This window comes from Methylomonas albis (assembly GCF_014850955.1).
Lineage (GTDB): Bacteria > Pseudomonadota > Gammaproteobacteria > Methylococcales > Methylomonadaceae > Methylomonas > Methylomonas albis.
On sequence record NZ_JACXSS010000001.1, the window covers coordinates 2463607 to 2489940 of the forward strand.

General features: G+C 53.5%; 23 protein-coding genes. 7 read left to right on the forward strand and 16 right to left on the reverse strand.

Translation table 11 applies throughout. The annotated features are described in order from the left end of the window. Positions 1 to 27: 27 nt before the first annotated feature. The 10 genes from EBA_RS11385 to EBA_RS11430 form a co-directional block, all read right to left on the reverse strand. Complete coding sequence (locus EBA_RS11385; RefSeq protein WP_192374827.1) at positions 28 to 591, reverse strand: MxaK protein; 564 nt, start codon at positions 589 to 591, stop codon at positions 28 to 30. Continuing rightward, the gene (locus EBA_RS11390) at positions 588 to 1571 is read right to left on the reverse strand and encodes a vWA domain-containing protein (protein WP_192374828.1); all 984 of its coding nucleotides are present in this window, start codon (positions 1569 to 1571) and stop codon (positions 588 to 590) included. Before EBA_RS11390 ends, EBA_RS11385 begins: the two co-directional genes overlap by 4 nt. Next, a complete protein-coding gene (locus EBA_RS11395; RefSeq protein ID WP_192374829.1) occupies positions 1568 to 2488 on the reverse strand; it encodes a nonribosomal peptide synthetase MxaA in 921 nt (306 codons plus the stop codon). Before EBA_RS11395 ends, EBA_RS11390 begins: the two co-directional genes overlap by 4 nt. Further along, positions 2485 to 3339, reverse strand: a complete 855-nt coding sequence (locus EBA_RS11400) for a DUF58 domain-containing protein (RefSeq protein WP_192374830.1) — start codon at positions 3337 to 3339, stop codon at positions 2485 to 2487. The genes EBA_RS11395 and EBA_RS11400 overlap by 4 nt, the downstream gene beginning before the upstream one ends. 165 nt (positions 3340 to 3504) lie before the next feature. Beyond that, complete coding sequence (locus EBA_RS11405; protein ID WP_192374831.1) at positions 3505 to 4131, reverse strand: MxaP protein; 627 nt, start codon at positions 4129 to 4131, stop codon at positions 3505 to 3507. A 5-nt stretch (positions 4132 to 4136) separates the two neighbouring features. Next, positions 4137 to 5156, reverse strand: coding sequence for an AAA family ATPase (locus tag EBA_RS11410; protein WP_192374832.1), 1020 nt, complete (start codon positions 5154 to 5156; stop codon positions 4137 to 4139). Positions 5157 to 5529: 373 nt separating this feature from the next. Beyond that, positions 5530 to 5811: a methanol dehydrogenase gene (locus EBA_RS11415; protein WP_192374833.1), complete on the reverse strand. Its 282-nt coding sequence runs from the start codon at positions 5809 to 5811 to the stop codon at positions 5530 to 5532. Between the two features lie 180 nt (positions 5812 to 5991). Continuing rightward, complete coding sequence (gene moxG, locus EBA_RS11420; RefSeq protein WP_192374834.1) at positions 5992 to 6468, reverse strand: cytochrome c(L), periplasmic; 477 nt, start codon at positions 6466 to 6468, stop codon at positions 5992 to 5994. A 16-nt stretch (positions 6469 to 6484) separates the two neighbouring features. Next, complete coding sequence (gene moxJ / locus EBA_RS11425) at positions 6485 to 7327, reverse strand: methanol oxidation system protein MoxJ (protein WP_192374835.1); 843 nt, start codon at positions 7325 to 7327, stop codon at positions 6485 to 6487. 82 nt (positions 7328 to 7409) lie between these two features. Continuing rightward, positions 7410 to 9218: a methanol/ethanol family PQQ-dependent dehydrogenase gene (locus tag EBA_RS11430; RefSeq protein WP_223146670.1), complete on the reverse strand. Its 1809-nt coding sequence runs from the start codon at positions 9216 to 9218 to the stop codon at positions 7410 to 7412. A 238-nt stretch (positions 9219 to 9456) separates the two neighbouring features. Between EBA_RS11430 and EBA_RS11435 the strand changes: the two genes are divergently transcribed. From EBA_RS11435 to EBA_RS11445, 3 genes are all read left to right on the forward strand, one after another. Next, a complete protein-coding gene (locus tag EBA_RS11435) occupies positions 9457 to 9696 on the forward strand; it encodes a hypothetical protein (RefSeq protein WP_192374836.1) in 240 nt (79 codons plus the stop codon). A gap of 24 nt (positions 9697 to 9720) precedes the next feature. After that, positions 9721 to 10389 carry a response regulator gene (locus EBA_RS11440; protein ID WP_192374837.1) on the forward strand — a complete coding sequence of 223 codons (669 nt, stop codon included), beginning with the start codon at positions 9721 to 9723 and terminating at the stop codon, positions 10387 to 10389. A gap of 488 nt (positions 10390 to 10877) precedes the next feature. After that, entirely contained in the window at positions 10878 to 13079 is a 2202-nt protein-coding gene (locus EBA_RS11445) for a hypothetical protein (RefSeq protein WP_192374838.1), read from the forward strand. Positions 13080 to 13184: 105 nt separating this feature from the next. Here the strand turns inward: EBA_RS11445 and EBA_RS11450 are convergent, their stop codons facing one another. Continuing rightward, on the reverse strand, positions 13185 to 13712 hold the full coding sequence (locus EBA_RS11450) for an SRPBCC family protein (RefSeq protein WP_192374839.1): 528 nt from the start codon (positions 13710 to 13712) through the stop codon (positions 13185 to 13187). Positions 13713 to 13835: 123 nt separating this feature from the next. After that, positions 13836 to 14456 (reverse strand): TetR/AcrR family transcriptional regulator, encoded by a 621-nt coding sequence (locus EBA_RS11455; RefSeq protein ID WP_192374840.1) that lies wholly within the window; start codon positions 14454 to 14456, stop codon positions 13836 to 13838. Positions 14457 to 14562: 106 nt separating this feature from the next. On the opposite strand from EBA_RS11455, the gene EBA_RS11460 reads away from it, so the two are divergent. Genes EBA_RS11460 through EBA_RS11470 form a run of 3 tightly spaced genes read left to right on the forward strand, consistent with a single transcriptional unit; the run spans position 14563 to position 20423 of the window. Then, positions 14563 to 15795, forward strand: coding sequence for an efflux RND transporter periplasmic adaptor subunit (locus EBA_RS11460; RefSeq protein ID WP_192374841.1), 1233 nt, complete (start codon positions 14563 to 14565; stop codon positions 15793 to 15795). Between the two features lie 3 nt (positions 15796 to 15798). Beyond that, positions 15799 to 18984, forward strand: coding sequence for an efflux RND transporter permease subunit (locus tag EBA_RS11465; protein ID WP_192374842.1), 3186 nt, complete (start codon positions 15799 to 15801; stop codon positions 18982 to 18984). After that, entirely contained in the window at positions 18981 to 20423 is a 1443-nt protein-coding gene (locus EBA_RS11470; protein ID WP_192374843.1) for an efflux transporter outer membrane subunit, read from the forward strand. The genes EBA_RS11465 and EBA_RS11470 overlap by 4 nt, the downstream gene beginning before the upstream one ends. Positions 20424 to 20597: 174 nt before the next feature. On the opposite strand, the gene EBA_RS11475 is transcribed toward EBA_RS11470, so the two are convergent. Beyond that, a complete protein-coding gene (locus EBA_RS11475; protein ID WP_192374844.1) occupies positions 20598 to 21155 on the reverse strand; it encodes a chemotaxis protein CheW in 558 nt (185 codons plus the stop codon). Between the two features lie 9 nt (positions 21156 to 21164). Further along, complete coding sequence (locus tag EBA_RS11480; RefSeq protein WP_223146671.1) at positions 21165 to 23507, reverse strand: methyl-accepting chemotaxis protein; 2343 nt, start codon at positions 23505 to 23507, stop codon at positions 21165 to 21167. A 12-nt stretch (positions 23508 to 23519) separates the two neighbouring features. Here EBA_RS11480 and EBA_RS24565 point away from each other — a divergent pair, with 12 nt between their 5' ends. Then, positions 23520 to 23648, forward strand: a complete 129-nt coding sequence (locus EBA_RS24565) for a hypothetical protein (RefSeq protein ID WP_267873577.1) — start codon at positions 23520 to 23522, stop codon at positions 23646 to 23648. Between the two features lie 149 nt (positions 23649 to 23797). Here the strand turns inward: EBA_RS24565 and EBA_RS11485 are convergent, their stop codons facing one another. Then, the gene (locus EBA_RS11485) at positions 23798 to 24358 is read right to left on the reverse strand and encodes a chemotaxis protein CheW (RefSeq protein WP_192374845.1); all 561 of its coding nucleotides are present in this window, start codon (positions 24356 to 24358) and stop codon (positions 23798 to 23800) included. Positions 24359 to 24367: 9 nt separating this feature from the next. After that, positions 24368 to 26281 (reverse strand): methyl-accepting chemotaxis protein, encoded by a 1914-nt coding sequence (locus tag EBA_RS11490; protein ID WP_192374846.1) that lies wholly within the window; start codon positions 26279 to 26281, stop codon positions 24368 to 24370. Positions 26282 to 26334: the final 53 nt, after the last annotated feature.

The following is a 26334-nucleotide window of genomic DNA, read 5'->3' on the forward strand; positions in this document are numbered from 1 at the left end:
TTATCGGTAAGAAAGAAAGCCGTTGAATTACGGCAAACCACGCGGGAACCCCGGCAAGGTAGTCCATAGCTGGGTCTTTTGGCTGAGATCGTCGGCATCGTCGCCGCTAGAAATTCGGTCCATCTCCGGCAATAGACGCATCGCTACTTCCAGATTGTATTTGGCATCCCAAAACTGACTATCCAGCGTCAAGGCTTCGCGATAGGCTTGCTTGGCCAGACCCAGCAACGGCATCGCTTCGTTGACATTGCCGGCTTCGGCTTTTTGCATGGCTTGGCGTAGATACAGATTGCCTAAGTTGTAACGGGTGTGCGCTTGTGCCTCAGAACCGCTTTGTTGCAATAACAAATTCAAGGTCGTCAAGGCTTCGTCGTAGCGCTGGTGCTGGCTCAGATACACCGCCCTGGCCATGCGCACTTCCGGTGCCGACGTCGCCAATTCGTCGGCGCCGACATCCTTGCCGACCAGCAACTGAGCGATCAACCGATTTTGGCTGGACAGCCCGACCAGTTGTAGCAATTGCGTCAGCGTCAACATTAAGGCCGCCGTCAGCGTCAACCATAACAAACCATGTTTAATTTTGCGGATCACGGCCTGGCCTCGCAGAGTTTGACGCCCAGTAGTAACAGCAGCATCGTCGCCGCCCAGGCATAGCAACGGGTGGATAAATCCTGCTTTGGAATCCGTTCGAAATAATGCAAAGGCCTATTTTCCAGGTGATTAATGTCGTCTATGGCTTGCTGCAACGCTCCGGGGGTCTCGGCTTCGTAAGCTTGATACGGGATATGCAGGCTGCTAAAAAACAGATGCAGATAGCGTTCCGGCATGGCCTGAGCGTTGTCGTCGCGCGGGTCTTCAGGAGTTTCAAACAAGCCAGGGCTGTTGGCGGTGCGCAGGAATACCCAATACAAGCTGACTTGGCGTTGTTTGAACAGCTCGCGCAAGGCCGCTTCGCTGTCCGGCTCGATCACTGCTGCGCCGTCCGACACCAATAACACGATGCGCGAACCGGTCACCGGCCGGCTATCGAAGAATTCCAAGGCCATACTCAAACCTTTGCTAACGTTGGTATAAGCCAAGGCCGGCAAGACCGTGGCGTCTATCGCGGCATGAATCGCAGCTTTGTTTTCGGTGAGCGGCAGCACGAACAGCGGTGAGGTACTGTAGGCGGCAATACCGATCAAATCATGTGCGCGCTGCTCGACAAACTGGTTCAACAGGCGACGGGCAGCGCTGGCTTTGGATTCTTCGCCTTGCGTTTCCGGCGCCTTGCCGGCAAAGGTATTGTCCATGCTGTTACTGCGATCCAAAAGCATGACGATATGCGCACCATGGCCGATGCGCTCCACTTGCTGCTCCTGCCAATAAGCACCTGCCAAGCCCAGACACAGTGCGCCTATCGCCAACACGCCCAACAAGCGGATCACAGCGCTGATGGCCAGCGATACAGGATCGACGGGTAATAACGCCAGCCAGGGATAAGGGTTGGCGACCGCGCCTATTCTAAGCATCGGCAACAGGCATAACAGCAAACCCAGCAAGGCCCACGGATAATCGAAGCCTAAATTCATCGGCTGCCTCGCTCGATTTCCCGGCAGTGCAGACACAGGGCTTTGATTTTTTGCAGATCGCTTTCTTGCGGCATGGTCGAAGCGTCGTCGAAAAAGTAGCGATTGGAATAATCGAAAAACCAGGACAATTCGTCGGCGATGCTGCAGTATTCCGGATGGCTTTGATAAAACTCGGTCAATTTATGTAAAAACACCGGCTTGCCATGCAAACCATTAAAAGCAGCATGCAGTGCAGCCAGCGCCTGCGGTAATTGCGACAGGCCAAGCTTTTGCAGTTGCCGCTGCGCGCACTTAAACACCCGGCGCTGCGCTCGACCTGGCAAGTAACCGTAGAGCCAGGCCAAACGTAAAGCCACACCCAAGACCACGGCCAAGGCCATGAATAAGCGCTGGACAATGACAGCGTCGTCTAACAAGGGCGGTGCTTGGTCCGGGCGCAGGTATTCGCCGTGTTGATCCTGCCTGACCACTAACTCGCGTAAGGGTGCGGCGGTAAAGGTCCATGCCGCAACCGGTTGCTCCAGGCTTTGCCCATGTTGCTGAAAGCGCAAGTTATAGCCTGGTATGTTCAAGGCTTTGACTTCCATAGGGGCGTAAAATTGCTGATATAGCAGATCGATTTGATAGCGCTTGCCGTCACTACCGCTTAGCTCTTGTACGTGCACCGCATTCAGTTGTAGCCAGCGATTCACCCGACCCGGCGTCGGCAGACTGCCGCGTTCCAGTGCCATACCGGCGCGGGTTTCCAGCACAATCCGCTGCGGTATGGTATCGCCGATCACATAACCGAACGGCCGCGGCGTTTGCACTTGAAAGTCGCGGAGTGCTTGATTGGAGGCGCCTGAGCACGCCGCTAACAGCAGCACGCCAAATGCCCTTACCGAACCGGAAAAAAGCCGCTTTGCCGCCACTGTCACCCGGCTCTCCTTAAAAAATATTGCCCCAGCTGCTCCGCGCGGTAAGCGTTTTCGATGAATAAGGGCTCACAGCCCAAAGCGCGAAACTGCTGTTGTAATTGCGCACGGCGCTGCGCAAATGCGTTTTCTATGTTGCGCTTCAACCCCGGACGCAGCCACAGCGTGCGCCGTCTGCCGGTTTCCAGATCCTGAACTTGAAACAGTCCCCAATCCGGCAAGCGGCTGTATTCGGCCTGATCCCACAGCACCAGCGGTACCACATCGTGACGCCGCAAGTTTTGCAAAATAGCCTGCAACTGCGGCAAGGGAAAATGAAAATCCGATGCTAAAAACACCAGGGCCCGATGATTGGGTAGATAGCGTTGCGCTTGTTGCAAACCGGCCGCACCGGGTTGCAAGTCGACTTTTTCCAGGCGCTTAGCCATCGCTTGAATCCGGCCCATGTGTTTACCGGCCGGCAAATAACAATCGGAGAGCACGCGCTGGTTACAAGCGATAAACCCGACATTATCGCCATACTCCAAAGCCGATGCAGCGACCGATAACAGCATATCCGCCAACGCACGGCGCTTGTCATAGCTACCGACGAACTGCATGGACGCAGATAAATCAGCCAGCAGATACACGTCGATCGCGCTATGTTGCTGCTGCACCCGCACTTGATAATTACCAAACGGATCCAACAAGCTGGCCCTTAAATCGATGCGTCTGGGGTCCGGACGGGCGATCAAGGTGTCATGGCGCTTGAACAATTGGCCGTTACCGACCATTTGTCCGGGATGCGCGCCGGGAAACACGCCGACTACCGGGCGCGGCAGGCGGTATTGAAAAGGCTTTATCGTGGCCGACATCGTTTTAGAAGATTTTTGACAAAGTTTGTACCCATTGGCAATGCCAAATAGGTCGTTCGCTGAGCGAAGCCGAAGCGAACGGTTGACTTCGACTCCGCTCAGTCAACGGCAAATTGCTTGGTTTCGGTACATTTATGGCCATAAATTGCCTTAGCGCGTGATTCGTTATTGGCTGACAACCAAATTGGTCAGCACCGCCGTCACAACTAGGTATCCGGGCAAAGAAAACTTCAACGGCACCCTCATCAATAAGGCCACCACACCTGAATAAGACTGCCCATTGCGGCTATGGATGGCTTCGCCGAACAGCCACAACAAGGAGTTCAACAGGCAGAGCGCCAGTATCGTGAAAAATCCGACATCGCTGAACAAAAACGATTTATTAGCCAGCAGCGAGATGCGCTCGCTGGTATCGATAAAATTGGCGGTCAAAATCCCTATCATCAGGCCGCCCTCATCAAAGGCCACCAAAAAAAAGGTATAGGTGAACTGCCGCAAGCGCCGACTAAGCCCAGTCATGGCTGGATAATGCAGCGCCAGATATAACACCGGCAAGCTCAGACAGAACAGCAAGCTGCCGACCACCGCCAGCAAAATCCAAAATTTAAAACCCACGGCGTCGTTAAGCGCGCTGGTGTAATACGCGGCATACGGCACATCGGCATGTTTATCCAAGCTACTGGCTATAAAGGAGCAGATAAAACCCACGCCCGACCAAGTTAGATAGGTTTCCAATAGGTGGCCGAGGCCGGCATGCGGTAGCATGGCGTGCAGAGTCGATTTAATATTCATGGATGTTACGGTGCGGCGATTTGGTTGAGTATGCTGTCTATCAAGGTGGGAATAATTTCGTCTTGGCGATAGCTGTACATCGGGTTCAGAAATATCCGGTGCGACATGGTGACCGCGAAAACCGCCTGCAAATCTTCCGGCAACAGACTGTCGCGATTTTCCAGCCAAGCCCGAACTTTGGCGGCACGTATCATGTAGCTGACGCCACGCGGACTGGCGCCGGCCTGCAGCAGGTTGTCCATGTCCACATCGGCTAAAGCGATGCCGAATGCGCCGGGATCGGCGGTGGCTTTCCATAACTCCAAGGCGTATTGGCGCAACGCGGCACTGGGCTGGATGCTGCTCTGAATCGCCGCCGCCCAGTCGTTGAGCTGGTAATAAGGCATTTGGCTGGCGGCCATTTCCCCAATCAAGGCATCGACATCGTGGTAACGCGGATTGAACAACAAATCGTCCAGCACGCTATCGTCACTGGGCGTGTTGATGTTGATTTCCATAAAAAACCGGTCGCGAGCGGCCGCCGGCAATTCAAAAGTTTCTTCTTTTTCCACCCGATTGCGATCAGCAAACACCTGAATGTGCGGCATCCGGTATTCGCGGTTGAATGCGCCGATGCTACGCTCGGCCATCACCCGCAACAGCAGCGAATGCACTTGCGGTCGCGCCCGGTTAATCTCATTGAAGAAAAACACCGACAACTGCTCGCCCTGTTTTAACAGCGGGCCGGGATCGACGCAGGGTCGGCCGTCGCTGTTTAAATAGGTGTAATAAATCAGATCGGCCGGCATCAAATCGATGGTGCCTTCGATACGTTGATAGTGGCCGCCCAGCCCTTGGGCGATGGCCCTTAACAAGGTAGTTTTACCTACCCCGACCTGGCCTTCCAGCAACACATGGCCACGGGCGAATACTGCTATCAAAAGATTGCGCACTGCCGCCTGTTGACCAACGACGACATGGTTGATTTGTTGTTCCAACTGCAACGCACTGGCGCGCCAGTCGCTGAGAGTTTGCTTGCTTGTCATAGCTAATTGAGCGCGGTTTATTAAAGCCAATATCGCAAAAAAAGACTCCGAGGCAGGGTCACAATGCCGCAACGCTAAGCAACACTGAGCTCGGCGCTGGACGCCGATAGTGTAATTTGCGATTGAACATGGGAAACGCCCGGAGCATGAGGTTGGGTTCAAAAGTTGTTTAAAGGCTACTGCACTCGCGAAGTTTTTAAACAACTGATAGCTAGCATGCCAATCCGCCACACACTCCCTTGCGCTCGCTTCGGCGAAATTATTTCCGGTTCCGTCCGGCTTTAGTTGCCACCATCCCTAGTGGCGTCCTAAGGGTCCAATTTCCTAGAAAACTGCCAGGGAACCTTGCGCGCCCCCAGACCTAGCCAAATCACTATTGGCCTTCCACGTCGTAAACGAACTTGCCGGTTTTCGCCAGCACTTCACTACGCTTGGCGTTACGTGCTTCCATTTCCTTAATAGACTGAGCCTGTTTATTCAGTTCGTTAGGATCGTGTTTAGGGTCGTATTTACTGCCGACCACTTGTGCCGGATAGCCCGGTTTCGGCTCCCAGCAGTTACCGGCTTCTTTACATTTGGTACCGTCGTAGGCTTTCGCCGCGCCGGACAGGCCCAAAGCCAGCAGTACTGCGCCTAACATTATTAGTTTGTTCATGTTGATCTCCTGATGTATCAAATTTAAATTTTCCAACTCCCCCACCCTTTGCTTCCTAGTTCCCACGAGCTGCGAGGGAATTCAGGGCTTGGCCGCGCTGCGGCCAAATCGCCACCGCCGCGCAGTAAATCCGCATTTCCACGCGGCGCGTGGGAACGAGTTGATCACGCAAACGCGGTGTTATTTCAGCCAATCAGCTTTCTTCGGATCGCCTTTGTAGATGTGGCGAATAAACGCCATGATGTGCAACATGTCGTCGGTACTAAAGTTGACGTATTGCGGCCCCATCATGCCGTTGGCCCCGCCGAACAACAGCTCGAACAAGCCTTGATCGGTGGAGTTTCTGGGATACGTCCAGTAGTCGTCGGCTAAACCAGGCCCAAGCTTGCCTTCGGCTTCGTGACCGTGGCAGCCGGAACAGCCGGTCATATAAAGACTTTCGCCTTTCTTGATAGCTTCTTCGTCACTGTTGTAAGGGTTCTTACCGGTTTGCATGAATTGTTTGAACTTGTCGGTGTTGCCGCCCTTCTTGGCAAAACTCAGGTCCAGTACTTCTCCGGTCAAGGAATGGCGCAAGGTAATATCGGCCTGCGCCGTCGGCATACCCATCACTGTCAGAGTCAGCGCCGCGCCGCTCAAAAGTGTTTTAAATTTCATTATCGAATGTTTCCTGTTAGTTCATGGACAGAGCGGTATCGGGTTCATCCAAGAGCGGAATGCCATCCGCTTCCAGGAGTTCTGCGATCTCGTCCTGCTGGTCTTTAATGATTTTGTTCAATTGCGCCAGCAAAGCCGTATCGCCCTTACGCACCCCGATAGATGTGCTGTAATGGAACCCGACTTTCTCGCCGTCAGCCCGCTTGTTGTTGTCGGGTATCACCGTCATGGTCAGCGGCTTATTGGACGCCTTGACATAACGCGCCGCCGCCGGCCCCCACAACACCGCCAAATCGGCCCGACCGGTCGCCACTTCGTTAACCAGCTTGTCGTTTTCGTATTTGATATATTGATTACGCCTGGATTTGAAATCGACCAATTCCTGCTGGTAATTGAACATATCGTTGTAACGGCCAATGGCACGCAACATGGTTTCTGCAGGTGTGCCAGGCACGAAAGCAATCCTTTGTGCTTTGCTCAGCACTTCGCTATCCCAGTTTTGTAAATCCAGCTTGTCGTCACTGCGGCTGATAAATACATAGGCGGAGCGATAGTAAGGCGCCGAGGTGGACAGCCGCGGATCGCCCTGATCGACACCCATCACCACGTCACACAAACCTTTATCTACGTAGTCGCGGACGAAGTAACGCGGATCGGTCCAAGTCACAGTTTCCAGTTTTCGGCCCAGTTGTTCGGCCACATACTGCGCCAGCTTGTTCTCGAAACCTTCGCCATTTTTATTGGAATAAGGCATTTCGTTTTCGGCTGTGCAGACTTTCAAAGTCGGCTGTTCGGCCTGGGCGCTGGCAAAGCCAAGACACAGCGCCGTAGCGGTAAAAATACGGATGGTTGTTTTCATGGATTTAGATTCAACGTAGGGTGGGCACGTGGTGCCCACCAATTCGGCCAACCAGGTGGGCACGCGGTGCCCACCCGACGATTTACAGTGCAAACACCATGACACCGCCACCCATTTGCGTGTAGTGCGCCAGTTCCTTAAACGCACCCACTGCACCCAGACCCGCAGTAGGATCGGCCAAGTCAAATACCAGGCCTACGCCAGGCCAGCCGCCGACACCGTAATAAATCGCCACATACTGTTTATTGTTGTGTTTATAGGTAATCGGGTGACCAATAACGCCGGAAGGTAATTTGAACTTCCACAGCTCTTCGCCGGTTTTGGAATGTCTGGCCTTGATGTAACCATCCAGGGTGCCGTAGAACACCAAGTCGCCCGCTGTCGCGGTGGTACCGCCCCAGACCGCGAATTTCTCCTGCACTTCCCATTCCATTTTGCCGGTCACGGAGTTCATGGCCTTGACTTGACCCAACGTGCCTTTGGGACCCGGATACATGTTCAAGGTGGCGCCGACGAAGAACTGGCCCGCGCGGTAAGGCAACATGAACGGTTCCCAGTCCATGCAGATATGGTTGGTACCCATGAAGAACAATTGCTTGTTCGGATCGTAGGATTCGATACCCTGGTTGTGATAACCCATCGCCGACGGACAGATGCCGGTCGCTTGGTGGTCCATGTGGGTCGAATATTCCGGATCACGGATAGGCAAGCCGGTTTTCAAATCAACTTTTTTCACCCAGTTCACGGTGTCGTCGATTTTGAAGGCATTGACCAAGTTACCGTTTTCCCGGTTTAAGGTGTAGACCAAGCCATTCCGATCCGGATGAGTCAGCAGTTTGGTCATTTTGCCATCGACCATTTGCTCGGACAGGCCCATGTAGTTAACACCGGCATAGTCCCACTCATCGTGCGGGGTTTTTTGATAACCAAACTTGGCTTCACCGGTATTAACGTCGCGGCCCCAGATGGTCATGGTCCACTTGTTGTCGCCGGGACGCATGGTTTCGTTCCACGGTGCCGGGTTACCGGAACCGTAGTACAACATTTCCAGGTCGCTGTCATAGGCATACCAACCCCAGTTGGTACCGCCGCCGATTTTCCAGGCGTCGCCTTCCCAGGTTTTTTGACCTAAGCCAAACTGACCGTAGTGCGGATTGGCGCTATTAAAATCTTTGGACAATTTCAAGTCTTCATCCGGGCCGGTCGCGTACACCCGCCAGGCTTGTTTGCCGTCCTTGATGTTGTACGCCGTCGCGTAACCGCGCACACCCAGCTCTGCACCGGCAGAACCGACGATCACTTTATCTTTGACCACGAATGGCGCCATGGTCAAAGTGGAGCCCATGGCAATATCGGAGTTTTCCATCTTCCACAATGCTTCGCCGGTCTTGGCATTGATTGCCACCACATGACCGTCCAGCTGATTCAGGAAAATAGTAGCCGGATAATCTTTACCGGCCGGCGCGTACGCCAAACCACGGTTCACCACGTCACAACAAGCCACTGCACGAGCCGCCGGGTTTTGCTTGGGCTTATATTGCCAGAGGATTTTGTCCGGCTCATCCAAACTAATCGCAAATACATTATTTGGATACGGCGTGTGTACATACATAATGCCGTCGATCACCAAAGGCCCGCCTTCGTGACCATTCAACACGCCGGTAGAAAACGACCAGGCTACTTTGAGGTTTTTGACATTATTGGCGTTGATGTCGATCAGTTCGCTGAAATGTGTAGAGCCGTAATCCTTGGTCTGCATCACCCAGTTGGTGTTCTGCTTGGATAGTTGTTCCAGTTCTTTATTCGCTTGCGCCGATTGCGACACGGCCAAGGCCGCAGCCGTCACTAATGCCGTGGTCGATACCTGCTTGGCAAACCGTGAAATTTGCATGAATCCTCCTATGTTGTTTATTAGGTTGCATGGCCAGGCAAATCGGTTGGTTAGGGGAGCCTTCCGTTAAAAGCGGATACGCCATCGGCATTTCCGGGCAAAATCAATCACAAACTGCGTTTAATTTTGGCGTCAATCCGTCACGCGAGATCTTGCTTGGTAGCAGAAATCTCCTTCACTTTTCACATCAGCAATCTCGATCAAATCGCACAGAATATTGATTTAGACCTACCGGGCCATGCTGGCGCAAATGGTAAAGAAGTCGACCTATCCGGCGTTACGGAATAATCCACGAATAGACCGGGAATTCGGCGAAAAAACCTATGGAAAGTTTCCCGCCCCCGGCTCACGCAAGGCCGTGGCAAAACGGGAAAAGCTCCCATGGTTTCCCGGCATAAAAAACGGCATGATGGCAGCGCAAGAAACGCCGTGCCACGGAACGCAGCGGCTTTGCCGAAGGCGTTTCTTGCTCATCTAACCAACCGGCGAGGGTAGTTATTTAGTGGCGAATAAAATCAGCGTTTTATTGGTGGACGACCATGCAGTCGTGCGAGCCGGTTATAAAGCCTATTTGTCGTTGTCGGAACGGATAGGCATGGTCTACGAAGCCGATAGAGGCGAAACCGCCTGCCAGGTGTACGACAAGCAAACGCCGGATGTGGTGGTGATGGATTTATCAATGCCCGGCCTGGGCGGCTTGGAGTCGGTACGTCGGCTGTTGGTCCGCCACCCCAACTGCAAGATACTGGTATTTTCCATTCACAACGAACTGGTTTATGTGACCAGAGCGATCAAGGCGGGTGCGAAGGGCTATATCAGCAAAAACAACGAACCGGACACGCTGGTAACAGCAGTTTGTACGCTGGCCGAGGGCGGTACGTATATCGAACCGGCGTTGGCGCAACAATTGGCCGTGAATATGGCCATAGGTCAAGATGAGGCTTATAAAGTTAAATCGCTATCACCCCGCGAATTCGATATTTTCTGTTTACTATCTAATGGTCTAAGCAGTCGCGAGGCGGCGGAAAAATTGTGTTTGAGCTACAAAACGGTCTGTAATCACTGCACCGCGATTAAAGAAAAACTGAATGTCAAAACGATGTCAGAATTGACCTTACTGGCCAGCCGGCAAGGTATTATCAAAATCGGTACCGAGATATCCGAGAGCTGATAAGAAAATAGTAACCAATAACCTCCCTGTTTCAGCCAATCAGAGTTTCCCCGTTCGTCCTGAGTCCTTCGATAAACTCAGGAGAGCCCTGTGCACCCACTCTGCGCCAAACCATTCACGCTTCGACTGGCTCAGCACGAACGGTTTGGCGGGAAAAGCCATTTTTGGAAGTTGTGTTTGACCGATTTCTAAGCCAGACACCCCACGATCGGGATCGCTGGAAATCAGGTCTACCTTAAAGTCTAACCCCTCACCACCACACGCCAACTGACAACCAGGTCATCCTCCACGGCAACACCCAAAAGATCTTAATCATTACTTCATCATTTTTTAATATTCAGTTCATCTTCATTGGTTAATCTACAAATTGAATAACCTTATAAAAAAAAGTGATAAACAGGACAGGGGAGCGGGAGTTAGCCGCTTGAGTCCATTCATGCGGGCAATTTCTTAGCGCCCATCCGATCAAAAGTATTCAGGGAGACATTATGAATGCGCATACATTTATATTTCGGTTTTTGCTGGTCTGTTTGGGTTTTTCGGCGTTTAGCAACGCATATGCCCTTGAGCTCAAGCCGAATTCGGTTGAAATCCTAGTTGGGCAAGTGACCAAGGTCACCGTATCTAAATATTCCGGGACAATAAGCGTAACATCCAGCAACGCGAATATCGCGACTGTCGATTATTCTAAGGGCATCGCCAGCATAAAAGGCGTTAGGGCAGGCTCGGCTACAGTTACCGTCAAAGACCGTAAAACCTCAAAACGCGTGGAAGTTAAAGTAAATAGCGCCCCGACTTCCGGTTTAACGATTTCTCCGACTGTATTAGCGATAAATGTTGGCAGCAGTGCGAGTATATCGGTAAGCAACGCGTCCGGTACGGTAAGCACACAATCGTCCGATACCACGGTTGCCTCGGTCAGCTATGCCAACGCTACCGCTACGGTCAAGGGTATCAAGGCGGGCTCCGCGACAATTACCATCCGGGATAGCAAGACCTCCAAAGCGGTGCCGGTTACCGTCTTAAACACTACCGCTATCGGCGACTATACCCTGTTGGCCTGGAACGACTTGGGCATGCACTGCATGGATGGTCTGGATTTTTCGGTGTTTGCGATTTTGCCGCCATACAACACCCTGCATGCGCAATTAAAAGATAAAAACGGTAAATTGGTTAGTAACAATGTACTACTGACTTATGAAGCGGTTGCCGACAGCAGCGGTTCTATCAATACCAGCAGTGCCAATAAAACCAATTTCTGGTCTTGGGTAGGCGAACTGGTCGGCCTTAATCCCGCACCTGATGTTGGCGTCAATCTGGACGGCCTCGCTAGCGGCACACCGATGCCAGGCAATAAAACGCCGTCGTTAACGCCCGCGCCAATGAGCTATAACATGGCTTACGAGTGGTTCGAAGCCGAAGGCATTCCAGTGACCCCCTTCGACGATAAAGGGAATAAAAACTTCTATCCCAACGTTAAAGTAGTCGCCAAGGATGCCTTGAGTGGCAAAGTGCTCGCCAGCGCCACCACGGTATTACCTGTCAGCGACGAAATGACTTGTAAAGGTTGCCACGCCTCCACCGACGCCAATAACAATGCCGCACAAATAGCCGCCAAACCGAAAACAGGCTGGTTGTTCGACGCCGATCCGGACAAGGACTGGAAAAGAAACATTCTGCATTTGCACGATGAAAAACAAGCGGGGAATAAGCTATTTAACGATGCGCTCACCGCACTGAACGCCAAAGGTTACAAATCCAGCGGTTTACTTGCGACTGCAGATGGCGGTCAACCGGTTTTGTGCGTGGCTTGCCATGCCAGCAATGCTTATTTTGACAAGGAAAACAAAACCACGGTGATGGGAGGAATGGCCGGCATTGCCTCGTTTACTCAATCATTACATTTAAAACACGCAGAGGTGAAAGACCCGGCCACCCAGTTAACGCTGGATAGCATCGACAACCGTAGCGCCTGTTACCAATGCCATCCGGGTTCGGTTACTCAGTGTTTGCGCGGTGCGATGGCCACAGCCACCGACGCGAATGGAGACCCGTCTATCAGTTGTCAAAGCTGTCACGGCAATATGAAAGCCGTAGGCAGTGCGACACGGCAAGGCTGGTTCAATGAACCCACTTGCGAGTCTTGCCATAACAGCGCTGCGCCAGGCAAACGAGCAATCTCGGGGGTAGATGCCACGGGCAAAGCCATTGTACCGAGCGACCATACCTTTGCCACCAACGCCAATGCGCCGGTACCTGGATTAAATTTATACCGCTTTAGCAAAGGCCACGGCGGCTTGCAATGCGAAGCTTGTCACGGCTCGACGCACGCGGAGTATCCGTCCAGTCATGCCGATGAAAACCTGCAAAGCACTGCTGTACAAGGGCATGCCGGACCGGTTGCAGAGTGTAAAGCCTGCCATGCCACGATCCCCAGCACAGTAAATGGTGGCCCGCACGGCATGCACACGACCGGCGATGCCTGGGTCAATCAGCACGAAGACGCTAATAAAAATGGCACGGCCAGCACGCCGAGCTGTAGTTATTGCCATGGCACCACCAGTGCCGGCACGCCATTAAGTGCGATCAAGGTTGCCAAAACCATCAATGCCGGCGAGTTTGGTACAAAGAATTGGCCGGCAGGTTATCAGGTGAGTTGTTTTAGCTGCCATAACGGGCCGAACCCTTAAACTGTAAACCGTCTGACCAACAATCGCCCCGCAAGGGGCGATTGTTTTTGCGCTAATACATTTGAAATTAGCGGCGGCCGGGGCGACTTGATTCCAACCTTCGATTTATTTCTCTAGCTTCGCTTTCAAGCCGTTCAAGCCGTTCTTGAAAAACTGTGTCATGGCTTTAACGGCCGCTTCGTCGTTTAAATTTTCCGGCGGCGTATTGCCGGTATCGCCGCGATAGAAACGGCTTTTAACCGTCACCACGCTGCTATCAGGGGTTTCGCCCACAACCACTTTGACATCGACAGTATGCGAACTGGTGGGTACGGCTTTGGTGTTCTCGGCTTTCAACCGGTAGCTGTATTCGTGTTCCGCCTCGTTGTAATAATCCAGCTCTTCGGTGATGACTTCATCGTTCTGAAAGGTCAAGGTACGGACACCGCCGGACTGATTTTTGCCATCACCTGCGCTCTTTTTTAAGTCGGTGTGCCAGTTGGCAATGTCGTCGAAATTTTTCAGTTCGGCCCACACCTTAGCAATCGGCGCTTGAATCGTCAGCGATTCCTTAGCTTTTTGTGGCGTTGGACCGTGCGCATGCGCTTGCCAGGAAAGGAGCAAAATGCAAAATGAAAAAATGATGTGTCGCATGGGGAATACCGGATGAAGGTGAAAAGCCGGTATTATCCCGATCTGTCAGCCAGCTTCCTTGGGAATAAACCCCGATAAACGCCAGGCAAACTTCACTAAATCCTGGCTGGCTAGCGACAGCTGCTAAGGGGCAGTGGACAAGCATCCATGTAAAAAAAAGCTCACCGCCTGCCGCACCCACAGCTCGACCTCGGCTTCATCCGGTGCCGGTTCCAAGCCCAGTTGCAATCGTTGCAAACGCTCACTGCGCAAGGCGCTAACGAATTGATCCGCCAGAAAATGCGGATCTACTTTAACCAAGTTACCGGCTTGTTGATGGCGACTGAAAAATTGGGCCAGCCTATCCAAAGTCCGTTGCGGTCCTTGTTCGTAAAACTGCGTGGCCAACTCAGGAAATCGCGGCGATTCGCCAATCAGGATCGCCCGCATCCGCATCACATCCGGCCGGGTAATCCTGAATAAAAATTGCCGGCCAAAAATCGATAACGCGTCTTCCAAGGGACAATCATCGTCCAGGGTGGCGATGAACTGGTCGCTGCAACGCCGCATCAACGCACCGAATAAACCTGCCTTACCGCCAAACTGGCTATAGATAGTGCGCAGCGAGACCCGCGCATCGCGAGCTATGGTTTCCATGCTGAGGTTGCCATAGCCGTGCTCGAGAAAAAGCTGCAACGCAGCGTCGAGTAAGCGATCCCGACTTTGTTGCTCATCACCCTTACACGGGCGCCCACATTTGACCATGCTGTGTTATTCGCAAAATGAATTGACTTGAGTAAAGATGATAACCTAGACTAAAAGGTAATAGATATTACCATTTTAGTTAAACGACTTTTGAGGCAGTACGGCAATGGCAGAAAATAAGCGCATGGCGGCGGCGATTAAGCAGGAGAACTTGAGTCCGGGACAAATTCCTCGGCACGTTATTTCGGTACGCGCCCTACGATTAGGCATTATCGGCACTGCGATGCAACTGGCTTTATTGGGCTGCAGCGGCAGCAACGATGCGGCAAACGCACCGGCTGCGCCACCGCCAAGCAATGTAAAAATTGCTCAGGCCTTGAGCCAAGAAACCACGGAATGGGACGAATATACCGGCCGAGTCGAAGCTGTTAACGCCGTCGATATTCGTGCACGGGTCGGCGGCTACCTGGACAAAGTCAATTTCACCGCCGGCGAAAAAGTCAAAAAAGGCGATCTGCTATTTCAGATCGATCCCAAACCGCTGAAAGCGCAACTTAACTTTGCCGTAGCGGAACTGGAACGCGCCAAAACCAAACGCGAGCTGGCCAAAAACGACCTGAGCCGCGCCGAAAACCTATTCAAAGCCAAAGCCATTTCGGCAGAAGAATACGACGGCCGTAACAAAGGTTTACGTGAAGCAGCCGCAGCCGTCGAATCGGCGGAAGCCAATGTCTATACCGCAAAATTAAACCTGGAATACGCCGAAATCCGTGCGCCGATTAACGGCCGCGTCGGCCGCGAGATGATCACTGCCGGCAACTTGGTCAAAGCCGACGACACCTTGCTAACCAACATCGTTTCTACCGACCCGGTCTATGTCTACGTCGATGCCGACGAACAATCGGTACTGAAATATCGCCGCCATGCCCAACAACACGGCAAAGGTTCCGCCGATTTAAAAGGCACGCCGGTGGAACTGGCGGTGGCCGACGAAACTGGCTTTCCGCATCATGGCCAACTGGATTACATCTCACCGCGCGAGGAAGCCGCCACCGGTACGTTGACCCTGCGCGGCGTATTCGCCAACCCCGACGAACTGCTCAGCCCCGGCTTTTTCGCCAGGTTGCGGGTAAAGGCTTCGGCATCTTACCTGGCGCTACTGCTGCCTGACCGTGCCATCGCCACCGATCAGGCGCAACGCTTCGTATGGGTAATCAATCAGGACAACCAAGCGGAATACCGGCAAGTCACGCCGGGTGCCCGAATCGGCGATTTGCGCGTGATTCGCGACGGCCTGAAGCCCGACGACTGGGTGGTAGTCGAGGGTTTGCAAAAACTCAAACCGGGCGCCAAGGTTAATCCGGAGCGCACGGTGCTTGCAGAGCCAGGAGCCCAATAAACTATGGATAAATTTAGCCATTTTTTTATCGACAGGCCGATTTTCGCGGCGGTATTGTCGATTGTCATCGTGTTGGTCGGCGGCTTGGCCCTGATCGGCTTGCCGATTGCCCAATACCCGGAAATTGCGCCACCTACCGTAATGGTCAGCACCAACTACCCCGGCGCCAACGCCAAGGTAGTTGCAGAAACCGTGGCAACGCCGATTGAGCAGGAAGTCAATGGCGTGGAAGACATGCTGTACATGTCTTCGCAGTCCACCAACAGCGGTGCTATGGCATTGACCATCACCTTTAAACCCGGCACCAATCTGGATAAAGCCCAGGTTTTGGTGCAAAACCGGGTGGCGCTGGCCGAACCGAAACTGCCGGAAGAAGTGCGACGCCAAGGGATTAGCGTCAAAAAACGCAGCCCGGATTTGAGTCTGGTAGTCAATCTGATCTCACCCGACAAACGCTACGACAGCGTTTACATGAGCAACTACGCGCTGCTGCAAATTCGCGACACATTGGCAAGGCTGCCGGGCGTCGGCGATATATTGCTGTTCGGTGCCCGCGACTACAGCATGCGTTTGTGGCTGAATCCGGAAACCATCGCGGCCCGCAATCTAACCGCCGCCGAAGTGGTCAACGCGGTGCGCGAACAAAACGTGCAGGTGGCGGCCGGTGTGGTCGGCCAACAACCCTCGCCAAATAATGCCGAATATCAATACACCGTCAGCACACTAGGCCGCTTGATCGAACCCGAACAATTCGGCGACATCGTCATCAAGCAAGGCGATAACGGTCAGGTCACCCGCTTGAAAGACGTAGCTCGTATCGAGCTCGGCGCCAAGGATTACAACTCCGGTTTATACCTGGACGGCGATCAAACTGTCGGTTTGGCGATCTTCCAATTGCCCGGTTCCAATGCCATCGACACCAAAAAAGCCGTGGTCGATGCCATGGAAAAACTGAAAACCCGCTTCCCGGAAGGCCTGGATTACGTACTGGTCTACGACACCGTAGTGTTCGTGCAACAATCCATAGACGCTGTGGTGAAAACCCTATTCGAAGCCTTGCTGCTCGTTGTATTAGTCGTGATCGTGTTCCTGCAAAACTGGCGGGCGGCGGTAATTCCGCTGCTGGCGGTGCCGGTTTCGCTGATCGGTACTTTTGCAGTGATGTCGGCTCTGGGGATTTCCTTAAACACGCTGTCGCTATTCGGGTTGGTACTGGCGATCGGTATCGTGGTCGACGACGCCATCGTAGTGGTGGAAAATGTCGAGCGCCATCTCGCGGAAGGCATGCGTGCCCGCGAGGCCAGCCGCAAAGCGATGTCGGAGGTGGTTGGGCCGGTGGTCGCTACTGCGCTGGTGCTGGTGGCGGTATTCGTACCGACAGCGTTCATCACCGGCGTATCCGGCGCGTTTTATAAGCAGTTTGCCTTGACGATTGCCGTCTCCACCGTAATTTCCGCGTTCAACTCACTAACGCTGAGTCCGGCTTTGTGCGCGCTGTTACTGGATCGCGCTCATCATGACCGGGATGCCTTCACCAAGGTATTCGATAAATTGTTCGGCTGGTTTTTCGTACGCTTCAACCGTTTTTTTGATCGTTTCAGCGTGGGTTACTCGCGGTTGGTTGGCCGAATGATCCGCATGACCGCGGTAATCCTGGCGCTGTATGTCGGCTTAAACGGCCTGAATTTGCTGGCGTTCGAAAAAGTCCCCACCGGCTTTATTCCCAATCAAGATCAAGGCTATCTGGTGCTATACGCACAATTGCCGGATGCCGCTTCGTTGGCCAGAACCCAGGATGTGGTACAGCAGGCCACTAAAATCGTACTGGAAACGCCGGGCGTCAAACACATTAATGCCTACGCCGGCTGGTCGGTTTTGAGCGGTGCCAATCAATCCAATGTGGCGACGATGTTCGCCCGCCTGGACGGGTTTGACCAGCGCGCCGGCCACCCGGAATTACATGCCGATCAGGTGATTAAAAACCTGGGCCAACGCCTAGCCAGCATCCCCAACGCCCGCATCGCTGTATTTCCGCCACCGCCGATACGCGGCATGAGCTCGGTCGGCGGCTTTAAACTGCAAATCGAAGACCGAAACAATGCCGGCGTCGATCAGCTACAAAAAGTCACCGGTGAAATGCTGGGTAAAGGCAATCAACAGCCTGGTTTAGTAGGCTTGTTTACCACCTTTGCTTCCGGCGTACCGCAATTGTTCGTCGATGTAGACCGCACCCGGGTCAAATCGATGGACGTACCGCTGAAGGATGTCTTCGATACCTTGCAGATTTATCTCGGCTCTTTGTATGTCAACGATTTCAACGCCTTTGGCCGTACTTACCAAGTGGTGGCGCAATCGGATGCCGCGTTTCGGATGTTGCCCGGCGACATCGCCGAACTGAAAACCAAGAACCGCCAGGGCGGCATGGTGCCGTTGGGTGCTATCAGCGAGGTTAAGGAAATCTCCGGTCCGGACAAAATCACCCGCTACAACATGTATCCTACCGCCGAAATCAACGGCAGCACCCTGCCCGGCATCAGTTCGGGCCAGGCTATCGATACCATGAGCAAGCTGCTGTCCGCCGAATTGCCGCCGGGTTTTGATTTCGAATGGACTGAATTAAGCCTGCAGCAAGTGTTGGCCGGCAATGTGGCGATGTTGGTATTTCCTCTCAGCGTAATCTTCGTGTTTCTGGCGCTGGCCGCACAATACGAGAGCTGGTCGCTGCCGTTTGCGGTGATCCTGATCGTACCGATGTGCATCCTGTCTTCGATGACCGGGGTGTGGCTGGCAAAAATGGATAACAATATTTTCACCCAGATCGGCTTTATCGTTCTGGTGGGATTGGCCAGCAAGAACGCGATCTTGATCGTCGAGTTTGCCAAACAACGCCAGGAAAGCGGTTTAAATCGGTTCGAAGCGGCGGTGGAAGCCGCACGGATACGCTTACGGCCAATTCTAATGACTTCGTTTGCCTTCATCATGGGCGTGTTCCCGCTGGTGATTGCCGAAGGCGCCGGTGCGGAATCTAGGCGCTTGCTTGGCACCGCAGTCTTCAGCGGCATGATAGGCGTGACCGTGTTCGGCTTGTTACTGACGCCGGTGTTTTACGTCACGGTGCAGGCTATCGTCCAGCGCTTGCGAGCGGCCGGCAAACCGTCTACTCAACATTCTTCGGATGTATCGCCATGATTCGGCCATTAAGCAAACACACTTTCATTTATACCGTTTTCAGCTTGATGTTGCTGAATGGCTGCGCGGTTGGCCCGGATTATCAATTGCCGGTCACTAAGCAGTTACCGGCGGCTTTCGTCAACGCCGCGCCAGCCGAATTCGCGGAGCGCGAAGTCGAAACCGCGTGGTGGCAGCTGTTCAACGATCAACAACTCAGCAGTTTGATCGACCAAACTATCCAGCATAACTACGAACTGAAAGCCGCCCGCGCCAATCTCTCGGAAGCGCGGGCTTTATACCTGGAAACCGGTTTGAATCTATTGCCCACGGTGACTTCGCACGGCAATTACACAGAGCAAAAACGCAGTACCGGCTCGTTTAATAACCGCACCGGGGTTTTTCCGCGCGAATTAAAACTGTATAACACCGGCTTCGATGCCTCGTGGGAAGTCGATTTCTTCGGCCGGGTGCGGCGCAACGTCGAAGCCAGCAACGACGAAGTCGAAGCCCAGGAAGCCAGCCTGCGCGACATTGGCGTCAGCTTGATTGCCGAAACCGCCCGGAATTATTTCGAATTGCGCGGCCTGCAAAACCAGTTGGCCGTCGCCCGTAAAAATGCCGATAACCAGGCGCAAACCCTGGATATGACTCAGGTCAAGCTGGAAAACGGTCGGGGCACCGAGCTGGATACCTCCCGAGCACTGGCGCAACTGGAAAGCACCAAAGCCAGCATTCCGCCCCTGGAAAGCGCGCTTACCCAAGCCATCCATCGGCTCAGTGTGTTGACCGGACAAATGCCGGACGCATTGACAGGCACTTTGGCGCTGGCGGCACCGCTACCGAAAGCACCGGACACTATCCAAATCGGCAACCCGGAACAGTTATTGCGCCGACGCCCGGATATTCGCATCGCCGAACGCGGCTTGGCGGCAGCTACCGCGCGGATCGGCGTGGCTACTGCGGACCTGTTTCCCAGAGTCACCTTCGTTGGTAGTCTGTCATTGGAAGCCAGCACCTTGTCCGGCATCGTCGCACCAGGTTCGGAATCGTATTCGGTCGGCCCGAAAATCAGCTGGGCGGCATTTGATTTAGGCCGGGTTTACGCCCGCATCAAAGCCGCCGACGCCCGCGCCGAAGCCAGCTTGGCGCAGTATGAACAAACCGTGCTGAATGCCCTGGAAGAAACCGAAAATGCTTTGGTCACCTATAAGCAGGAACGCGCCAGACGGGCATCGTTAACTGCGGCGGCGCAAGCCAGCGAAAAGGCCTCCGAATTGGCGCATCTGCGTTATCAAGAAGGCGTATCGGACTTTCTCGCCGTACTGGACAGTGAACTTCGCTTACTGCAGGACCAAAGCCAATTGGCACAAAGCGAAACCGCCACGGCGACTGCCTTGACTGCGGTTTACAAAGCTTTGGGTGGGGGTTGGCTGGACTCGGCCACCAAAACTAATTAACTGTCAAAAATGCCGTGCGCTAGATCGGCAACGCTAGTCGCGGCAGCTTTTATGTCGGTTCACATATTTTCGATCATCTGGCTTTGGGTTTGGAAAGTGGTAGCGCGTCACATCTTCGTGATACGCGCTGCGGTTGTTCTCCAAACCCTTACCTGACGGGTACAAAACCTTATCTCAGCCTGACTCTAGCGCAACCTGAACATCACTGGCTGTGCTCAACCCCGCCATTTCATCTGCAGACAACACCTTATTGACGTTGAGCAAAATGATGAAACGCCAGTTGCGCTTGGCCATGCCGCTGATGAAATCGGAATGGATATCGGTACCGAAACTCGGCGGCGGTTCGATGTCCTGCGGGCCGATGTCGATTACTTCGTTGACGGCGTCGACGATGATACCGATGTCCTGCTGGTTGCCGTCGCCTTGACCGCCTGTTTCGACGATGACGATGCCGGTACGTTTAGAGACTGCGGTGCTGCCCTTGCCAAAGCGAGCCATCAAGTCGATGACCGGCACCACGCTACCGCGCAGGTTGATGACGCCGCGCACGAAGGCCGGCATCATCGGTACTTCGGTGAGGTCGTCGTAGTCGATGATTTTCTTGATATTCAAAATTCCCAGCGCATAGACCTCGCTGCCCAGCACAAAGGTTAAATATTGGCCGGCGGTGGCCAGATTGCTCTCCGGCACAATGGCCGGCAATTGCTTGTCACAGTTTGCAATGACTGCCATAGTTTGCTCCTAGAAGGGCTCGAATTTATTTAATTTAATATCGCTACCGTTAAAATTGGGCGCGAGTCCGGCGGTTAAATCCGTCATGGTTCTTTCCGGTTTGCCGGCCGATTTTGCGCCGGTCCGTATTTTGGGAGCTTTGCCGGTATAACCGATTTTGAAAAAGCTCATCAATGTTTGCAATTGCTCGGTCTGAGCGCCCATTTCTTCGGCGGTGGCCGCCAACTCTTCGCTGGCTGAAGCGTTTTGTTGGGTAATTTGGTTCATCTGGTTCATAGCCGCGTTGATCTGACCGACACCCGACGATTGCTCTTGTGAGGCGGCGGCTATTTCCTGCACCAGATCCGAGGTTTTAGCGATGCTGGGGACAATAGCGTCCAGCAATTGTCCGGCGCTTTCGGCGGTCTTGACACTGGATTCCGCCAGCTGGCCAATTTCCTGAGCCGCGATTTGACTGCGCTCCGCCAATTTGCGGACTTCCGCCGCCACCACCGCGAAGCCCTTGCCGTGATCGCCGGCGCGGGCCGCTTCAATCGCGGCGTTCAAGGCCAGCATATTGGTTTGGTAGGCGATGTCGTCGATGATGCCGATCTTGCCGGCGATGCTTTTCATGGCTTCCACGGTCTGTTTCACCGCCGTGCCGCCTTGTTGGGCTTCCTGTGACGCCTTGCCGGCCATGCCATCAGTGACTTTGGCACTCTCGGCATTTTGATTGATGCTAGACGCCATTTGCTCGATGCTGGCGCAGGTCTCTTCGACGCTGGAGGCTTGTTCGCTGGAGGCTTGCGACAAAGATTGCGAGGTGGCGCCGATTTGCTCGGAAGCCGTTCCCAACTGGTCTGCTGCATTGATGACTTCCGAGATGGTTTGCGACAACTTGGCGACGGTGTTGTTGACGGTATCTTTAAAGTCGCTCAGTTGACCTTTGTAATCACCTTTGACAGTGTGAGTCAGGTCGCCTTGTTCCACCAGCGACAATACCTCGACGACCTCGTTGATCGGCAGAATCACACCATCCAGGGTTCCATTGACGCCTTCAACGATCTTGCGGAAATCGCCCTGGTGTTTACTCGCATCGGCGCGAGTTGCCAGCCGGCCTTCCACGGCGGCTACCGACAGCATATTGGCGTCTGCTACCAGGGCATTGACCGCGTCTATACAGGTATTGAGGTTATTTTTCAAGACATTGAAATCGCCATTGTAAGTATCGGTGATCCTGGCAGGGATGTTGCCCTTGGCGATGTTATCCACATAATCGGCGGCAACGTTGAGCGGACTTATCACCGCGTCCAGTGTGTTGTTAACCCCGGCGACGATTTTACGGAAATCGCCTTGATGCTTGTCGGCGTCGGCGCGGGTTGCCAGCCGGCCTTCCACGGCGGCTACCGACAGCATGTTGGCGTCTGTTGTTACCAGCGCCTGGATATTGCGCTTCATCAATACCAACCATTCGTGAATCTGATCGTCGTTGGAGGCTTTGGCCATTTCCGCCGTCATGTCGCCATTGGCAATCTTGGTGACATAGGCAACTAGGTCCGCCAACCAGCCATGTACGCCGTTGACCGCCTGCTTCATTTTGTCGTGGTCGCCTTTACAGGCAATGTCCACACGCTGCCGCAAGTCGCCACCGCGAATCAGGCTCAAGATGCGGTTGCCTTCACCTATGGGTAACAAGATGGCATCCAGCATGTCGTTGATGCCGCCGACCACCTCGGCATTGGCGCCTTGGAATTGCTCAGGCTTGCCGCGCTCGGACAATTGGCCGTCTTTAGAAGCCAGAGTCAGTCGCTGTAATTCCTTTTGCAAGCCTTGCAAGGTGGTCCCCACCTTGTTGACGGCCTGCTTCATCTGTTCGTGGTCGCCTTGATAGTGCTGAGCGATCAATTCGTCGATCTTGCCGCCGGAAATCTGCGCCAGAATCCGGTTGCCTTCACCTATTGGCAACAAGATCGCATCCAGCATGTCGTTGACACCGCCGATCACCTCGGCATACGCTCCCTGGAATTGCTCCGGCTTCCCGCGCTCGGACAGGTGGCCGTCTTTAGAAGACAGGGGCAGGCGCGGTAATTCCTTTTGCAAACCTTGCAACACGCCAAGGATTTGTACCAGGCTCTTAGACACGACATCATTTTCCGAATGCACCTTGACGTTGATCGACAAATTGCCGTTGGCAATAGCCTGGGCATCCGCCGCCTGTTGGCCGATGGTGTCTATGGCCTGATTGAGGCTGTTTTTAATCGTGTTGAAATCGCCGTTATAGCTATCGATAATTTTCGGAGGAATATCACCCTGGGATATTTTCTCCACATAATCGGAAGCCAGTCTGAAGGGGGGCACCATCGCGTCCAACATCTTATTGATCGCATGGCCGAAATGTTGGCCTTGCCCGTCAAGTCTGGCTGTAATGATCCGTTCGTTAAGTTGTCCGGCAATGATCGCTTACGTGACGCGGTCAATTTCGATGGCCGCTTGTTGATTGCGGTTGAAAAATAATTCGCTCCACTTCACGAGTTTCTCCTGGCTGATTATCGAGTTTTATACGTAGCGGTTGTTGCGCAAATTCCGGTAGCGCGATGATATTTAGAATTCCTTGCTTAACTGGTTTTTCGCCATTCCCACAGCGGTGGGAATGGCGCTGCGGTTTACTCCAATGCCGGAGAACGATTGCTATCCGTAGCGACGCTGCTCAAACCCGCCAATTCATCCACCGACAACACCTTATTGACGTTGAGCAAAATGATGAAACGCCCATTGCGCTTGGCCATACCGCTGATGAACTCAGAATGAATACCGGTGCCGAAACTCGCAGGCGGCTCGATGTCCTGCGGGCCGATGTCGATCACTTCGTTGACAGCGTCGACGATGATGCCGATGTCCTGCTGGTTGGCGTCGCCTTGATCGCCTATTTCGACTATGACGATCCCAGTACGTTTAGCGACTCCGGTGCTGCCCTTGCCGAAGCGCGCCATCAAGTCGATGACCGGCACCACGCTACCGCGCAGATTGATGACGCCGCGCACGAAGGCCGGCATCATCGGTACTTGGGTCAGCTGGCCGTAATCGATGATTTCCCTAATGTTTAAAATCCCTAGCGCATAAATCTCGCCACCTAAGACAAAGGTAAGATATTGGCCGGCGCCTGCCTGAACCGCTTCGATTCTGACCGCAGGCAGTTGTGGGGATATTCCGACGATGGCTGTCATGATCTGCTCCTAAAACCGACTAAACTGGTTTAAATCAAACTCCATCTCCAGGCCACCATTACCTTTGTGGTGACCCTGAGCAGCCGGCTTGATTTTTTCCGCTTTTTTGGTGGGTTTCGCAACCGTAACATTCGGCCGGGCTTGAGCAATTTTGAAAAAGCTCATCAGCGTCAACAATTGCTCGGCTTGGCCGGTCATTTCCTCGGCGGTGGCCGCCAGCTCTTCGCTGGACGAGGCGTTTTGCTGGGTAATCTGGTTCATTTGGCTCATCGCGGCATTGATCTGACTGATACCGGCCGATTGCTCGGAGGAGGCAGCGGCGATCTCCTGGACCAGATCCGAGGTTTTGGCAATGCTGGGGACGATAGCGTCCAATAATTGACCGGCGTTTTCTGCGGTGTTGACGCTGGACTCGGCCAGTTGGCCAATTTCCTGCGCCGCGATCTGGCTGCGTTCTGCCAGTTTGCGGACTTCAGCAGCCACAACGGCGAAACCTTTGCCGTGGTCGCCGGCCCGCGCCGCTTCGATGGCGGCATTGAGCGCCAGCATATTGGTCTGGTAGGCAATGTCGTCGATGATGCCGATTTTGCCGGCGATGCTTTTCATGGCTTCCACGGTTTGCTTGACTGCCGCACCACCTTCGATGGCTTCGTGATTGGCTTTACCGGCCATGCCGTCGGTGACTTTGGCATTTTCGGTATTTTGGTTGACGCTAGCCGACATTTGCTCGATGCTGGCCGACGTTTCCTCGACACTAGCGGCCTGTTCGCTGGTCGCCTGAGACAAGGACTGCGAAGTGGCGCTGATCTGTTGCGAAGCGTTACCCAGTTGATTGGCGGCCTCGGTCACTTCGGCCATGGTTTGCGCCAATTTGTACACCGTATTGTTCAGACTTTGTTTGACTTGATCAAAGGCTCCTTGATATTCACGGGTCACCGTGCGGGTCAAGTCACCCTCTTCTAGTGCCTGCGCGACCGCAATGGTGTCCTTGAAGGCAATATCGACGGTGTCGGAAAATTGGTTCAACAATTCGGATAAGTCCTTGTTGTAGCCAAGCTTGCCGCTCAAATTTAGCTTAGTGCTGAAATCGCCCTTGTTGGCAGCGGCGACGAGACTCTTGATCTCGCCGACAATACCGATCAGGCTGTCCTGCATAGCCTTCATGGCGCTGAACACGCTGCCGGTGTCACCAACACGCAGTGCGATCTGACTCGACAAGTCTCCGTTGGCGATTTTGTTTGCTACATCGGCTACCGAGCCGGGTTCGCCGCCCAGCTGTTTAACCAAGCCACGGGTAATAATCAGCGCAACTAAAACTCCCAACACGAAGCCAAACACAATCAGACCGGTCACGATGTTTTTCGCCTGAAGGTAAATTACATCGCCCTCCGCGCTGGCTTTCTCGCCACCCTTGATATTCAGTTGCACCAGTTTAAGTAGCTGTTCACTAAACTCGTTGTACAGCGTAAGCGATTCCCCGTTCATGATGGCCATCGCCTCGTTGGTCTTCATCGCCCGCGACAAAGGTAACATCTTGTCGTGTGCCACCATGTAAGCGTCAAATTTGCGCTTAAATTCGTCGTAAATTTCCTGCTCTTCCGGAGAGGAAATCAGTTTGAGGTAAGCGGCTTCGTTTTTGCGATAGGTCGCCAAAGTATCGCTCATCATCTTTTCGGCAGCCGCCATTTCTTCCGGTTTTTCCGAAATGATATGGTTGAGTTCGCCGATGCGATAATCGGAGGTATTGGTGTTCATCTCCTCGACAGTCCGTACCGACGGCAGCCAATTGGAAGCGATCTCGGTCGATTGATCGTTGACGGTGCTCATCTGACTTAGAGCAGCAATCCCAAGAATCGTCATCAGCAGCAGTAGACTTCCGAAACCGATTGCCAGTTTTATAGCGATTTTCATATTTTTAAACATGTTTTCTCACATAATGTTGACAAATTACAGGAATGATAAACATAGCTCATAAA

What these genes read in the sequence shown, in the direction of transcription:
- EBA_RS11390 (WP_192374828.1), bottom strand. Translation starts at nt 1,571, where the DNA reads ATGAATTTAGGCTTCGATTATCCGTGGGCCTTGCTGGGTTTGCTGTTA.
- EBA_RS11400 (WP_192374830.1), bottom strand. Translation starts at nt 3,339, where the DNA reads ATGTCGGCCACGATAAAGCCTTTTCAATACCGCCTGCCGCGCCCGGTA.
- EBA_RS11405 (WP_192374831.1), bottom strand. Translation starts at nt 4,131, where the DNA reads ATGAATATTAAATCGACTCTGCACGCCATGCTACCGCATGCCGGCCTC.
- EBA_RS11410 (WP_192374832.1), bottom strand. Translation starts at nt 5,156, where the DNA reads ATGACAAGCAAGCAAACTCTCAGCGACTGGCGCGCCAGTGCGTTGCAG.
- EBA_RS11415 (WP_192374833.1), bottom strand. Translation starts at nt 5,811, where the DNA reads ATGAACAAACTAATAATGTTAGGCGCAGTACTGCTGGCTTTGGGCCTG.
- moxG (WP_192374834.1), bottom strand. Translation starts at nt 6,468, where the DNA reads ATGAAATTTAAAACACTTTTGAGCGGCGCGGCGCTGACTCTGACAGTG.
- moxJ (WP_192374835.1), bottom strand. Translation starts at nt 7,327, where the DNA reads ATGAAAACAACCATCCGTATTTTTACCGCTACGGCGCTGTGTCTTGGC.
- EBA_RS11430 (WP_223146670.1), bottom strand. Translation starts at nt 9,218, where the DNA reads ATGCAAATTTCACGGTTTGCCAAGCAGGTATCGACCACGGCATTAGTG.
- EBA_RS11435 (WP_192374836.1), top strand. Translation starts at nt 9,457, where the DNA reads ATGCTGGCGCAAATGGTAAAGAAGTCGACCTATCCGGCGTTACGGAAT.
- EBA_RS11445 (WP_192374838.1), top strand. Translation starts at nt 10,878, where the DNA reads ATGAATGCGCATACATTTATATTTCGGTTTTTGCTGGTCTGTTTGGGT.
- EBA_RS11450 (WP_192374839.1), bottom strand. Translation starts at nt 13,712, where the DNA reads ATGCGACACATCATTTTTTCATTTTGCATTTTGCTCCTTTCCTGGCAA.
- EBA_RS11455 (WP_192374840.1), bottom strand. Translation starts at nt 14,456, where the DNA reads ATGGTCAAATGTGGGCGCCCGTGTAAGGGTGATGAGCAACAAAGTCGG.
- EBA_RS11460 (WP_192374841.1), top strand. Translation starts at nt 14,563, where the DNA reads ATGGCAGAAAATAAGCGCATGGCGGCGGCGATTAAGCAGGAGAACTTG.
- EBA_RS11465 (WP_192374842.1), top strand. Translation starts at nt 15,799, where the DNA reads ATGGATAAATTTAGCCATTTTTTTATCGACAGGCCGATTTTCGCGGCG.
- EBA_RS11470 (WP_192374843.1), top strand. Translation starts at nt 18,981, where the DNA reads ATGATTCGGCCATTAAGCAAACACACTTTCATTTATACCGTTTTCAGC.
- EBA_RS11475 (WP_192374844.1), bottom strand. Translation starts at nt 21,155, where the DNA reads ATGGCAGTCATTGCAAACTGTGACAAGCAATTGCCGGCCATTGTGCCG.
- EBA_RS11480 (WP_223146671.1), bottom strand. Translation starts at nt 23,507, where the DNA reads ATGTTGGACGCGATGGTGCCCCCCTTCAGACTGGCTTCCGATTATGTG.
- EBA_RS24565 (WP_267873577.1), top strand. Translation starts at nt 23,520, where the DNA reads ATGGCCGAAATGTTGGCCTTGCCCGTCAAGTCTGGCTGTAATGATCCG.
- EBA_RS11485 (WP_192374845.1), bottom strand. Translation starts at nt 24,358, where the DNA reads ATGACAGCCATCGTCGGAATATCCCCACAACTGCCTGCGGTCAGAATC.
- EBA_RS11490 (WP_192374846.1), bottom strand. Translation starts at nt 26,281, where the DNA reads ATGTTTAAAAATATGAAAATCGCTATAAAACTGGCAATCGGTTTCGGA.